This is a genomic window from Dechloromonas agitata is5, assembly GCF_000519045.1.
Classification (GTDB): domain Bacteria; phylum Pseudomonadota; class Gammaproteobacteria; order Burkholderiales; family Rhodocyclaceae; genus Azonexus; species Azonexus agitatus.
Genome location: NZ_KI912532.1, coordinates 320514 through 332320 on the forward strand (window position 1 = coordinate 320514; position 11807 = coordinate 332320).

The window sequence follows — 11807 nt, forward strand, 5'->3', positions numbered from 1 at the left end:
CGGGGGAAGGGAAGCAATGTTGCGTCATACCAAGATCGTCGCCACGCTGGGGCCGGCCTCGTCGTCGCCCGAGGTTCTTGAACGTCTGGTCCAGGCCGGCGTCGATGTCGTCCGGATGAATTTTTCGCATGGCAGCGCCGAGGATCACAAGGCGCGCGCCGAGGGCATTCGCGCCGCGGCCGCCAAGTTCGGTCGGACAGTCGGCATCCTGGGCGACCTGCAGGGGCCGAAGATCCGCGTCGGCAAATTCGAGGGCGGCAAGATCACCCTGGCCGTCGGCGACAGTTTCATCCTCGATGCAGCCTGCCCGCTCGGCAACCAGGAGCGGGTCGGCCTCGACTACAAGGACCTGCCCAAGGACGTGGTCAGCGGCGACATCCTGCTGCTCGACGACGGCCGCCTGAAGCTGGAAGTCATGCTGGTGCGCAGCCAGGAAATCCATACCCGCGTGCTGGTCGGCGGCGAGCTGTCGAACAACAAGGGCATCAACCGTCAGGGCGGCGGCCTGACCGCGCCGGCGCTGACCGCCAAGGACATGGACGACATCAAGACGGCCGCGCAGATCGGTGTCGACTTCGTCGCCGTTTCCTTCCCGAAGAGCGCCGCCGACATGTACATGGCGCGCCAGCTGATGCGCGCCGCCGGCAGTTCGGCCGTGCTGATCGCCAAGATCGAGCGTGTCGAGGCGATCACCAACATGGCCGAGATTCTCGATGCCTCGGACGGCGTCATGGTCGCCCGCGGTGACCTGGCGGTGGAAGTGGGCGATGCGACCGTGCCGGCCCTGCAGAAGAAGATGATCCGCATGGCGCGGGACATGAACAAGCTGACCATCACGGCGACGCAAATGATGGAATCGATGATTTCCTCGCCGGTGCCGACCCGCGCCGAAGTGTCGGACGTCGCCAATGCCGTGCTCGACGGCACCGATGCCGTGATGCTGTCGGCCGAAACGGCGAGCGGCAAGTATCCGGTGGAAACCGTCGAGTCGATGTCGCGCATCTGCATCGAGGCCGAGCGCTCGGCCGAAGTCACGCTCGACCGCGAATTCCTCGATCGCGTCTTCACGCGCATCGACCAGTCGATCGCCATGGCGGCGATCTGGACGGCGCATCACCTGAAGGTCAAGGCCATCGCCGCACTGACCCAGTCCGGCTCGACCGCGCTGTGGATGAGCCGCCTGAACTGCGGCGTACCGATCTACGCATTGACCCCGGACGCCGAGTCGGTGGCCCGCATGGTGCTCTACCGCGAGGTCTATCCACTGCTCATGGCGCAGCAGCACACCGACCGCGACCGCCTGCTGGCCGAGGCCGAGCAGTTGCTGATCGCCCGCGGCGTGGTCGAGAAGGGCGACCTGATCGTGCTCACCATCGGCGAACCGATCGGTACCACCGGCGGCACCAACACGCTGAAGATCGTCCGCGTCGGCGAGCATCAAATCAACTAGAATACATAAATCACCCGAAACAAAATCACTGCACAGGAGTTCCCATGCCCCTCGTTTCCATGCGCCAACTGCTCGACCATGCCGCCGAGAACAGCTATGGCCTGCCCGCTTTCAACGTCAACAACATGGAACAGGTCTGGGCCATCATGGAAGCCGCCAACCAGGTTGACGCCCCGGTGATCATGCAGGCCTCGGCCGGTGCCCGCAAATATGCCGGCGAACCTTTCCTGCGTCACCAGATCCTGGCTGCGCTGGAAGCCTACCCGCACATCCCCATCGTCATGCACCAGGATCATGGCCAGTCGCCGTCGGTGTGCATGGCCGCCATCCGTTCCGGCTTCTCGTCGGTGATGATGGACGGCTCGCTGCAGGCCGATGGCAAGAGCGTCGCCACCTACGAATACAACGTCGAAGTGACCCGCAAGGTGGTCGAATTCGCCCACGCCATCGGTGTCTCCGTCGAAGGCGAGCTGGGTGTGCTCGGTTCGCTGGAAACCATGAAGGCCGACAAGGAAGACGGCCACGGTGCCGAAGGCCACATGACCCGCGAAGACCTGCTGACCGACGTCGAGCAGGCTGCCGACTTCGTCAAGCAGACCAACTGCGACGCCTTGGCCATCGCCATCGGCACCAGCCACGGCGCCTACAAGTTCACCAAGAAGCCGACCGGCGACATCCTCGCCATCGACCGCATCGCCGAGATTCACGCCCGCATCCCGAACACCCACCTGGTGATGCACGGTTCCTCCAGCGTGCCGCAGGAACTGCTCGCCGAAATCCGCGAATTCGGCGGTGACATGAAGGAAACCTACGGCGTGCCGGTCGAGGAAATCGTCAAGGGCATCGCCCACGGTGTACGCAAGGTCAACATCGACACCGATATCCGTCTGGCGATGACCGGCGCCATCCGCCGCTACCTAGCCGAGAACCCGTCCAAGTTCGACCCGCGCGACTACCTGAAGCCGGCCCGCGAAGCCGCCAAGAAGATTTGCCTGGCCCGTTTCGAAGCCTTCGGCACCGCGGGCAACGCCAGCAAGATCAAGGCGATCCCGCTCGACAAGATGGCCGAGCGTTATGCCAAGGGCGAGCTGAACCAGATCGTTCGCTGAGCCGCCTTGAGCCTCACCCGGAAAGGCCGCGCCATGCGGCCTTTTTCTCGCCCGCAAACCGCGCCACGCCATGACTGAACAACCGGGAAACCTGCTGCGCTGGCTGGCCCTGGCCCTCTTCGGCCTTGGACTGGCAGCAGCCGGCTGGCGCACACCGACGCCGCCTCCGGCCATGCTGTCGCCCGCCCCGGCCGCACACCTGGCCGGCGACGACCTGCCGGCAGCCGCCCGCGCCTCGCCGGAACGCCCCAGCCCGACCCGCCTGGCCAACGGCCAAGCGGCCGTCGCCTGGCTGGAAAATGGCGAAGCGGAGAGCGCCGGCATCCGGCTCGTCATCCGCGACGCTACCGGATGGCGGGAGATGGGCCGCATTGCCAGCCGGGAAAGTACGGCGGCGGCGGCCTTCCTGCATGCCCAGCGCCTGGGCCGTCCGCTGCTGTGGGCCGAAGGTGGCTGGCTGCACCTGTGGTACGAAGCGCACCCACTGGGCAGCGCCGCCGGCGCCGTACTGATGCACAGCGTGTCGACTGATGGCGGGCGCCAGTGGACGAACGCCCGGCGCCTGGACAGCACGCCCTTTGGCGGCCTGGGCCCCCGCCTGGGCGAAACGCTCCGGCCACTGGCTGATGGCGGCCTGCTGCTGCCGCTCGCCCAGGCCGGTGGCGATGGCCCCTGGCTGCGCCTGAGCGTGACCGGGCAATTGATCGACCGCCTGCCCGCCTTGCCGGTCGCCGCGGCGGAGACAACCCGATGATCAGCCTGCACGCCGCCTACGGCCTGCTCGGCCAGGCTCTGGTCTGTGGCGCCCTGGCCGCCTTGCCCGGCTTCGGCATCTTTCGTGCCCGCATCGCCCTGGCGACCACCGCTGTATCGCTGCTGGTCGGCATTGCGCCGATCATGCTGGCCGTGTTCGGGCCGCCGTCGGCCACCCTGCTCGGCCTCGCCCTCTGTCACCTGGCCGGCCGGCTGCCGGCTGGCGGTGCAACGCGCCCGGCGCTGCTCATCGTCGGTTGCGGGGGTGCCCTTGCCCTGGCCACTGCCGGCGGGTTACCGGGCGATCTGTACGCGCTCGGCTACCGGCCCTGGCCGCTGCTCGCCGCCCTGCTGCCGCTCGGCCTGGTATTGGCCTGGCAAGGCCGGACGGCCTGGCTGCTGATCCTGGCCGGCGCGCTGTTTGCCTACGCCGGTGGCCTGTTCGCCAATCTGTGGGGAGCGCTGCTCGACCCGCTGCTCATCGGGCTGGCCGGCGGCGCGCTGCTGCGCGCCGGGCTGTTCCGGCGCCGACGCACAACCTAACGGGTCAGCGCGTCGCTGATCAGCCGGCGGATGCTGCCGGCCTCGAAGGGTTTGTCGCAGATGGCCGAGACGCCGGCCCGTTCGACGGCAGCCAGGCGGCCCATGTTCTGCTCGCTGGTCACCATCAGGATCGGCACTTCGGCCTGCCAGCTCTGGGTGCGGATGTATTCGATCAGCTCGCGGCCATCCATTTCCGGCATGTTGTAGTCGGTGATGACCAGATCGACCATCGCCTGTTCGAGCAAGGTCACCGCTTCCTTGCCATCGACCGCTTCCTGGATGCGCGTGATGCCGAGTTCCTCAAGCAGGCGACGCAGGTGGCGGCGCGAGGCGAGGCTGTCGTCGACGACCAGCACGCGCAGGTTTTCGACCTCGGCCGTATCGATGTCCTCCGGCGGACTCAGGTAATCGGCCGCGGCGTAGAGGGCACGCGACAACTGCTGTTCGGTGAAGGGCTTGGCGACGATGCTGCAGGCGCCGGACTGGCGCACCGGCTCGAGCACCTGCGGCCGGGTTTCGCTCGAAACCAGGATGAAGGGCACCGTCTCCAGGGCGGGCTCGGCGCGCATGGCCGTCACCAGGTCGGTGCCGGCCTGATCGGGCAGGTAGAGGCTGCTGATCACCACGGTGTGGCCACTGGCAGCCCGCAGGGCGGCCAGGGCAGCCTGTGCCGTATCGACGATGGTGACCGTGCGGACACCCTGGTTTTCCAGCATGCGCTGCACCAGATGCGCCTGCGTCGAGGACGGTTCGACCAAGACGACCGAAAGGTCGGCCAGGGAGGTGATCATTGCCATGCCTGTGCTCCGCGAGAGGGGAATACAGGCACTATAACAGCGCCCCGGCGCCGAAACAGCCCGGGGCGCCCCGGATCAGCCGCGCAGGCGGGCGGCGATGGCGGCGACGCGCTGGCCGTAAGCCTTGGCGGTATCGAGGTCGCCCTGCGGGATTTCCTCGACCGCAGCGTCGGACGGCGAGCGCACCAGCAGGCCGACCGAGCCGCCCAAGTGGTTGGCATCGGCATGGGTCGCCGCCTTGGTATTGGCCGGCAACTGGCCGAGGCTGACCCAGATACCGCCGTGCTGCGAGGCCAGGGTCTGCAACTGGATCATCGTCGCCCCCTTGTCGCCGACCGGGCTGGCGCTGTTGGTGAAGCCGCCGAACACCTTGTCCTGCCAGGCGCGGACAAACCACGCCTTGGACGAGGCGTCGGCGAATTTCTTGAACTGCCAGCTCGGGCCGCCCATGTAGGTCGGCGTGCCGAAGATGATGGCGTCGGCGGCGGCCAGCTTCTCCCAGCCGCCTTCCGGCAGGTTGCCCTCGGCGTCGATGGCGAGCAGTTCGGCACCGGCCCCTTCGGCAACGTATTGGGCGACGCGCTGGGTGTGGCCGTAGCCGGAGTGATAAACGACGATGATTTGGCTCATGAGTTGTCCTTTCGGGAAGTTAAGGTTGAATCACGCGTGGGGCGGCAGGTCGAAGAGCAGGATTTCCGCCTCCTCCGTCGCCGCAAAATGCAGGCTGCTTTCCTTGGCAATCCGGGCGCCGTCGCCGGCTGACAATGCGATGCCATTCACCGCCAGTCGGCCGCTGACCACCTGCACGTACGCCAGGCGGCCGGGTTGCAGGGCGTAGTCGAGAGGCTGGCCGACGGCGAGGTGGCTGGCCCATAGCCGGGCATCCTGGCCGATGGTCGTGCTGCCCTCGGCGCCGTCCGGCGAGGCGACCAGTCGCCAGCGGCCGCGCATTTCGTCGACCGCCAGGGGCTGCTGTTCGTAGCTGGCGCGGGTGCCGCGCTGCGCCGGTTCGATCCAGATCTGCAGCAGGTGGGTTTCCTCGTCCGGCGAGGGGTTGAACTCGCTGTGCAGGATGCCCTTGCCGGCCGTCATGCGCTGCACCTCGCCGCGCCGGATGACCCCGCCGTTACCCAGGCTGTCCTTGTGTTCGAGCGAGCCGGACAGGATGTAGGTGACGATCTCCATATCGCGGTGGCCATGCATGCCGAAGCCCATGCCGGGCGCGATGCGGTCTTCGTTGATGACACGCAGCACGCCCCAGCCCATCTCGGCCGGATCGTAGTAGTCGGCGAAGGAGAAGCTGTGCTTCGCCCGCAGCCAGCCATGGTTGGCGTGGCCGCGTTGGTCGGAAGGTCGCACACGGATCATTTCAATTCCTTTTGTGAATGATTTGAATGATTAGTTTCCATGATGCATCAACAGTTCAGGCAAAATAAGCGAATAATATTGGTTGTATCGTTCAATTTAATTCACATGAAAATCACCTTCGAACTGCTGCACATGCTCGATGCCATCGACCGCCATGGCAGCTTCAGTGCGGCGGCCGCCGCCCTGCACCGCGTCCCCTCGGCCCTGTCGCACGCCGTCGGCAAACTGGAGGACGAACTCGGCGTCACGCTGTTCCAGCGCGAGGGCCGGCGGGCGACGCTGAACGAAGCCGGGCGCGCCCTGCTCGACGACGGGCGCCACCTGCTGCGCGCCGCCGGCGACCTGGAGCGCCGCGTGCAGCGCATTGCCGACGGCTGGGAGGCGGAGCTGCGCATCGCGCTCGATGCCATCATCCCGGCCGAGCGGCTCTTTCCACTGCTCCAGACCTTCTACGCCGCCGGGCATGGCACGCAGATCCGGATCACCGGCGAAGTGCTGGGCGGCACCTGGGATGCGCTGGCCACCGGCCGGGCCGACCTGGCCATCGGCGCACCGGGCGACGTGCCGGCACGCAGCGGCATCGCCAGCCGCCCCCTCGGCACGAGCAGCGACTTCGTCTTCGCCGTCGCACCCGACCATCCGCTGGCCGCCTGGCCCGGACCGATTCCGGCCGGCGAACTGCTGCGCCACCGCGCCGTGGTCATCGCCGACACCTCGCAGGAACTCGACGCCCGCACCGTCGGCGTGCTCGAAGGACAGGACGTACTGCGGGTACCCGACATCCGCGCCAAGGCCAGCGCCCAGGCGGCCGGACTGGGCATCGGCCACTTGCCGCGCTGGCTGGCCGACCCGGAAATCGCCGCCGGCCACCTGGTCGAAAAAACCCTCGCCGAACCGCGCCAGGAACTGCCGCTCAACCTCGCCTGGCGCAGCCGGCAGGTCGGCCGGGCGCTGGCCTGGTTCCTCGATCGCCTGGCCGACCCGGATACCGCCCGGACACTGACCAGCGGCCTGTAACCCCCCTCCCACAGTACGGCGGTCAGTGCTAAGGTACGCTGTCAAACGCCAAAAAGGCCAACTGTGGAAAATACGGACGGCACCTCCTCCCGTCATTCGCTGTGGCGCAGACGGCTCGGCCAGGCATCGCTGCCGAAAGGCATCGGCTGGCTGATCACGGCCGCCCTGCTGCTGGCGACGGCCGCCCTTGCCGGCCTCGTGCATGAAAAGACCCGGCAGCAAGCCGAGCAGCGCTTCCTGTACCGGGCCGAGCAGGAAAAGGCCAAGATCCTCTTCCGTCTCGCCTCGCATGTTCAGGTGCTGCGCGGCGCAACCGCCCTGTTTGCCGCCAGCAACGACGTCAGCCGCAGCGAGTGGCGCGACTACATCCGCAAGCTGCAACTCGACCAGACACTCCCCGGCATCCAGGGCACCGGCTTCGCCCTGATGGTCGCCCCGCACGACAAAGCGGCGCATGAGCGGCGCATCCGGACCGAAGGCTTTCCCGATTACGCAATCAGCCCGCCCGGCAAGCGGGCGCAGTATTCGGCCATCGTCTATCTCGAACCCTTTACCGAACGCAACCTGAAGGCCTTCGGCTACGACATGTTTTCCGAACCGGTCCGGCGCCAGGCCATGGAACGGGCCCGCGACAGCGGCGAACCGGCGCTCTCCGGCCGGGTGATCCTCGTCCAGGAAGGCCGCCAGGACGTGCAACCGGGCTTCCTGATCTACGCGCCGATCTATCGCAACGGCCTGCCCACCGCCACCGTCGAGCAACGCCGCGCCGCACTGCTCGGCTTCGCCTACAGCCCCTTCCGCGCCCACGACCTGCTGCGCAACGTCATCACGGCCGACAACAAGGATGTCGAGCTTGAACTGTTCGATGCCGCCCGCGGCCCCGACCACCAGCTATTCGACTCGCATCCCGGCCCCACCCGGGTGCGCAGCCAGCATCAGGTCGAGTTGCCCATCGACTTCGCCGGCCAGCAATGGCTCGCCCACTTCCGCAGCCGGCCGGAATTCGACCGCATCACCGCCTCGCAACTACCCGCCGGCATCGGCCTGGCCGGTTGCCTGCTCGCCCTCATCTCGGTCCTCTGGCAACTGCGCAGCCAGCGCTACCACCAGCACATCGCGACCTACGCCGAACAAGTGCGCAACAGCGAAGCCCGCCTGCGCACGCTGCTCGACACCATGCCCGACGCCGTCTGCCTGAAGGACGGCGACAACCGCCTGATCGAAGCCAACGCCGTCTTCCTGCAATTGTTCGGCCTGGCCGAGGACGGCTACCGCGGCAGGACCAGCCGCGAACTGATCGGCGCCGACACCTTCGACGCCACCCCGCTGGCCGACCTGGAGCGCTCCGACCCCGCTGCCTGGGAACAGGGCTCCCGGCTGCACGACGAACTGGTCATCCACCAGGACGACGGCAGCGAGCGGATTTTCGAACTGGCCAAGGTCGCGCTGCTGGCCCCGAACGGCGCGCGCCAGGCGCTGGTCACCGTCGGGCACGAGATCACCCGGCGCAAGCAGGCCGAGGCCGAACTGCAACGCCACCGCGACCACCTCGAGGAAGCGGTCGCCGCCCGCACCGCCGACCTGCTGCTCGCCAAGGAAGCGGCCGAAGCCGCCAGCCGCGCCAAGTCCACTTTCCTGGCCAACATGAGCCACGAACTGCGCACGCCGATGAACGCCATCATCGGCCTCACCCACCTGCTCATCCAACGCACCCGCGAGCCGGTCGAACGCGACAAGCTGGGCAAGATCGGCCATGCTGCCGACCACCTGCTCGGCCTGCTCAACAACATCCTTGACCTGTCGAAGATCGAATCCGACCACCTGACGCTGGAACGCATCCCGCTCAAGCTCGGAGAACTGATCGGCACCGTCGAAACGCTGGCCAGCGAGCGCATCCAGGCCAAGGGGCTGACCTTCCAGCGCGACATCAGCCCGCGCCTGGACGAGGTCGTGCTACTGGGCGACCCGCTCCGCCTGCGCCAGATCCTGATCAACCTGTTCGAAAACGCCGTGAAATTCACCGAGCACGGCACCATCCGCCTGCACGCCACCCCCATCGCGGAAACCGCGGAGGACATGACGGTCAGCATCACTGTCGCCGACACCGGCCAGGGTATTCCGGCCGACGCCCAGGAGCGCATCTTCGCCCCCTTCGAGCAGGCCGACGGCTCAACCACGCGCCAGCACGGTGGCACCGGCCTCGGCCTGACCATCGTCCGCCAACTGGCGCGGCTGATGGGCGGCGACATCACGCTGCACAGCGAAGCCGGGCGCGGCAGCACCTTCACGCTGAGCGTCCGCCTGGACAAGAGCACGCTGGCCGCAACGCCCTTCCCGTCCGCATCGCCGACCGCCCCGACACCGGCCGCGCAGGCCGCCGCCGTCCGGCGCCTGCTTCTGGTCGAGGATGACGAAATCAACCGCGAAGTGGCGCTCGAGTTGCTGTCGGATTACCCGCAGCTGTATATCGACACCGCCGAAAACGGCGCGCAGGCCGTCGAACGGGCCAGCGCGGCGCCCTACGACCTGATCCTGATGGACATGCAGATGCCCGTCCTTGACGGTGTCGCCGCCAGCCGCGCCATCCGGCAACTGACCGGCCACGCGGAAACACCCATCGTCGCCATGACGGCCAATGCTTTCAGCGAGGACAAGGCCAGCTGCCTGGCAGCCGGGATGAGCGACTTCCTCGCCAAGCCGGTCGATCCGCCGCAGCTCTATGCCATGCTCGACCGCTGGCTGAACGGCAGGGCGTCCGGCTGAAAATTGCGGGCCCAGTTGCCGGCCTTCCTCCGCTTGCGCGGTGCAACGCGGATTGAGGATCAGCCGGCCTCGACCCAGTCGATGATCGCCTGCCACTGCTCGATGTCACGCTCGGCGCGCGAACGCGGCAGGTCGAACAGGGTCATGCCGGCGGCGGTGGCCTGCACATAAACCTGCGTATCGCGCAGGTAGGCCAGCACCGGCAGGTCGAAGGTCGCGAAGAAGCGCTCCAGTTCGGCCGCAGCGCGGGTGCGCGCGTCGACCCGCATGCCGATCACCGCGACATCGGCCTTGCCCTTGCGCACGGCTTTCTCGGCCAGCAATTCAGCCAGGAAATGGCGGGTGGCCAGCATGTCGAACAGCGAAGGCTGGACCGGCACGATGACGCGCGACGACAGCTTGAGGACCTTCTCCAGCGCCTTGCCGTGCAGGCCGGCCGGCGTGTCGAGCACGACGTGCGTGGTGCCCTTGGGTGGCCGGGCGATGTTGTCCGGGCCGATGTCCCAGGTATCGATGGTCGGCAGCTCGAAAGGCCGGATGCCGAGCCATTCGCGTGACGATTGCTGGCGGTCGATGTCGCCCAGCATTACCTCGTGCCCCTGGCTGGCGAAATAGCCGGCCAGGTTGGTGGCCAGCGTGCTCTTGCCCGAGCCGCCTTTCGGGTTGGCGACGAGAAAGGCCTTCATGAATGGGATTCCCGTTTGTCGAGGATGCCGCGCACCAGATTGACGTGCTCGCGCAGCGTATAGACCAGGTCGGTGAAGCCGAGGGGCACATGCAGCTGCACCGCCTCCTCCTCCAGATCGTCGAGGCGGCGGCGGTAGTCGCCGAGCTTGGCCGGGTCGAAATGGTTCTTCAGGTCGTCCTCGAGGAACTTGAGTTCGCCGTAGCAGCGGAAAACCTTGGAGCGCACCCGCCAGTTGTAGATCGCCGGCGCCACCTTGAGCAGCGGGATGAGCAGGGCGAAGACCGGCACCAGCAGCACGATCAGGCGGTCGACCAGGACAGCCAGCCAGAACGGCAGGTAGCGCTGCAGGAAGGAGGGTCCGGACTTGAAATAGCGCGCCGCATCGGGCGACAGCGGCAGCATCTGGTCCTTGTAGGCGGGGAACTCGCCTTGATCCTGGAAGAACCCGGATTTGCCATGCACCTCGCTGGCCGCCTGCAGGAGCAGCGATTGCAGGGCCGGGTGCAGGTCGTCGCGGACGATCAGGTTGGCGGTCGGCGCCAGCACCTTGATGTCATTGGGCGGGAAGTCGCGCACCAGGTCGGCCACGCCCTGCGGGAAGGTCAGCTTGGTCAGGAAGGGAAAGCGCCGCTGGTAGGCGCCGGATTGCGCGAAGCTCATCAGCCGGATGCCCGGCGAGCGCAGCAGTACCTGCACCACCGGCGCGCTTTCGGAGGCGATGATGAAGGCGGCGTCGATGCGGCCCTGCTGCAATTCCTCGGCAGCGCTCAGCCCGGAGAGCGGTACCAGATGATCGCCCGCTTCGATCTCATTGGCAGCGAGCAGTTGCTGGGCCAGCTGGCGCACACCCGAGCCTTCCTGGCCGATGGCGATGCGCTTGCCGCGCAGGTCGGTCAGCCGGGTCAGATCGCGCTCGCCGCGATAGAACACCCAGACCGGCTCGTAGAACAGGCTGCCCAGCGACAAGAGGCCGGAATCGTCCTCGGCCTCCGGGTCTTCCTTGGGTGGCATGACGCCGCCCTGGACAAAGCCGACCTGCGCCTCGTCCGACTGCAGGCGAGCGAGGTTCTCCAGCGACCCGGCCGACGACTTCACTTCCAGCGTGATGCCGTTTTTGGCCAGGATCGCCGCGTAGCGCTGGGCAAATTGGTAGTAGGCGCCCGCTTCGCCGCCGGTGGTGATGACGATGCGCTTGGGCGGCGCCGGCTCGACGAACTGGAAAGCAACGACGAAGCCGATGCCGACGATCAGGAATATCCACCAGGCGGTGGCAAACAGGTCGCGCAGCGACAGGAGTCCGGCTTTGATCTTGGCCATGA

At 67.1% G+C, this 11807-nt stretch carries 11 protein-coding genes; 6 read left to right on the top strand and 5 right to left on the bottom strand.

Going from position 1 to position 11807, the window contains the following annotated elements; genetic code table 11:
- Positions 1-16 precede the first annotated feature (16 nt).
- The 4 genes from pyk to K420_RS17820 all read left to right on the top strand — a co-directional run bounded on the left by pyk (position 17) and on the right by K420_RS17820 (position 3855).
- Complete coding sequence (gene pyk, locus K420_RS0101630; RefSeq protein ID WP_027456513.1) at positions 17-1450, top strand: pyruvate kinase; 1434 nt, start codon at positions 17-19, stop codon at positions 1448-1450.
- 44 nt (positions 1451-1494) lie between these two features.
- Positions 1495-2559 (top strand): class II fructose-bisphosphate aldolase, encoded by a 1065-nt coding sequence (gene fba / locus K420_RS0101635; RefSeq protein WP_027456514.1) that lies wholly within the window; start codon positions 1495-1497, stop codon positions 2557-2559.
- Between the two features lie 70 nt (positions 2560-2629).
- Positions 2630-3313 carry an exo-alpha-sialidase gene (locus tag K420_RS0101640; protein WP_027456515.1) on the top strand — a complete coding sequence of 228 codons (684 nt, stop codon included), beginning with the start codon at positions 2630-2632 and terminating at the stop codon, positions 3311-3313.
- The gene (locus K420_RS17820) at positions 3310-3855 is read left to right on the top strand and encodes a hypothetical protein (protein ID WP_035854373.1); all 546 of its coding nucleotides are present in this window, start codon (positions 3310-3312) and stop codon (positions 3853-3855) included. Before K420_RS0101640 ends, K420_RS17820 begins: the two co-directional genes overlap by 4 nt.
- On the opposite strand, the gene K420_RS0101650 is transcribed toward K420_RS17820, so the two are convergent.
- The 3 genes from K420_RS0101650 to K420_RS0101660 form a co-directional block, all read right to left on the bottom strand.
- Positions 3852-4652 (bottom strand): response regulator, encoded by an 801-nt coding sequence (locus K420_RS0101650; protein WP_198293782.1) that lies wholly within the window; start codon positions 4650-4652, stop codon positions 3852-3854. The genes K420_RS17820 and K420_RS0101650 overlap by 4 nt on opposite strands.
- A 75-nt stretch (positions 4653-4727) precedes the next feature.
- Entirely contained in the window at positions 4728-5282 is a 555-nt protein-coding gene (locus K420_RS0101655) for a flavodoxin family protein (RefSeq protein WP_027456517.1), read from the bottom strand.
- A gap of 30 nt (positions 5283-5312) precedes the next feature.
- The gene (locus K420_RS0101660) at positions 5313-6020 is read right to left on the bottom strand and encodes a pirin family protein (RefSeq protein ID WP_027456518.1); all 708 of its coding nucleotides are present in this window, start codon (positions 6018-6020) and stop codon (positions 5313-5315) included.
- A gap of 105 nt (positions 6021-6125) precedes the next feature.
- On the opposite strand from K420_RS0101660, the gene K420_RS0101665 reads away from it, so the two are divergent.
- Together K420_RS0101665 and K420_RS19510 are read left to right on the top strand one after the other, a co-directional pair.
- Positions 6126-7037, top strand: a complete 912-nt coding sequence (locus K420_RS0101665; protein ID WP_027456519.1) for a LysR family transcriptional regulator — start codon at positions 6126-6128, stop codon at positions 7035-7037.
- 63 nt (positions 7038-7100) lie between these two features.
- Positions 7101-9800 (top strand): CHASE domain-containing protein, encoded by a 2700-nt coding sequence (locus tag K420_RS19510; protein WP_051452906.1) that lies wholly within the window; start codon positions 7101-7103, stop codon positions 9798-9800.
- Between the two features lie 59 nt (positions 9801-9859).
- Here K420_RS19510 and K420_RS0101675 read toward each other — a convergent pair whose 3' ends face one another.
- Together K420_RS0101675 and K420_RS0101680 are read right to left on the bottom strand one after the other, a co-directional pair.
- Entirely contained in the window at positions 9860-10486 is a 627-nt protein-coding gene (locus K420_RS0101675) for a ParA family protein (protein WP_027456520.1), read from the bottom strand.
- On the bottom strand, positions 10483-11805 hold the full coding sequence (locus K420_RS0101680; RefSeq protein WP_035854381.1) for a TAXI family TRAP transporter solute-binding subunit: 1323 nt from the start codon (positions 11803-11805) through the stop codon (positions 10483-10485). The genes K420_RS0101675 and K420_RS0101680 overlap by 4 nt, the downstream gene beginning before the upstream one ends.
- Positions 11806-11807: the final 2 nt, after the last annotated feature.

Coding starts and splice junctions, on each gene's coding strand:
- pyk (WP_027456513.1), top strand. CDS start 17: ATGTTGCGTCATACCAAGATCGTCGCCACGCTGGGGCCGGCCTCGTCG.
- fba (WP_027456514.1), top strand. CDS start 1,495: ATGCCCCTCGTTTCCATGCGCCAACTGCTCGACCATGCCGCCGAGAAC.
- K420_RS0101640 (WP_027456515.1), top strand. CDS start 2,630: ATGACTGAACAACCGGGAAACCTGCTGCGCTGGCTGGCCCTGGCCCTC.
- K420_RS17820 (WP_035854373.1), top strand. CDS start 3,310: ATGATCAGCCTGCACGCCGCCTACGGCCTGCTCGGCCAGGCTCTGGTC.
- K420_RS0101650 (WP_198293782.1), bottom strand. CDS start 4,652: ATGGCAATGATCACCTCCCTGGCCGACCTTTCGGTCGTCTTGGTCGAA.
- K420_RS0101655 (WP_027456517.1), bottom strand. CDS start 5,282: ATGAGCCAAATCATCGTCGTTTATCACTCCGGCTACGGCCACACCCAG.
- K420_RS0101660 (WP_027456518.1), bottom strand. CDS start 6,020: ATGATCCGTGTGCGACCTTCCGACCAACGCGGCCACGCCAACCATGGC.
- K420_RS0101665 (WP_027456519.1), top strand. CDS start 6,126: ATGAAAATCACCTTCGAACTGCTGCACATGCTCGATGCCATCGACCGC.
- K420_RS0101675 (WP_027456520.1), bottom strand. CDS start 10,486: ATGAAGGCCTTTCTCGTCGCCAACCCGAAAGGCGGCTCGGGCAAGAGC.
- K420_RS0101680 (WP_035854381.1), bottom strand. CDS start 11,805: ATGGCCAAGATCAAAGCCGGACTCCTGTCGCTGCGCGACCTGTTTGCC.